Here is a 479-nt window from a genome sequence, read left to right on the forward strand (position 1 = left end):
AATAGAAACTTCAGGGGCGTACACTTGATGCGCGCAGAGACAGTGGCCGTATGCTTCTTGGAGGCTCGACCCCGTCAAAAAACCTGGCCCAGGGGAAGCTGCGGACTCATCTGTGGCGGCGTCTTCGGACGACCCCGTTTAGGAAATTGATTTATTCCGAGTCCCCGTCCTGCGCCTGATTATCCAGGAGGTGGGTGATGTCAAAAGACCGAACACGATCCAAGCCCTCAGGGTTGCCGATCATTCATCCGTTTGCAGCCGGTATCGATATTGGCTCACGGTTCCACGTTGTTGCCGTGAGTCCAGATCTGTGCGACGAGCCGGTGCAGACATTCCAGGCATTTACTGGCGATTTGCAACGCATGGCCGACTGGCTCGTCGCGACCGGTACAAAGACGGTCGTGATGGAATCGACCGGCGTGTACTGGGTCGCCGCCTACGAGGCGCTGGAGTCTCGGGGCCTTGAAGTCATTCTTGCG

At 57.4% G+C, this 479-nt stretch carries 1 protein-coding gene; it reads left to right on the forward strand.

Annotated features, from left to right (window positions below; genetic code table 11):
• Positions 1 to 197: 197 nt before the first annotated feature.
• Positions 198 to 479 (forward strand): IS110 family transposase (locus tag ACSQ36_RS47030; RefSeq protein WP_436187638.1); only part of this gene is annotated, 282 nt, incomplete at its 3' end.

Source organism: Caballeronia sp. LjRoot34, from assembly GCF_964253815.1.
In the GTDB taxonomy this organism is placed as follows: domain Bacteria; phylum Pseudomonadota; class Gammaproteobacteria; order Burkholderiales; family Burkholderiaceae; genus Caballeronia.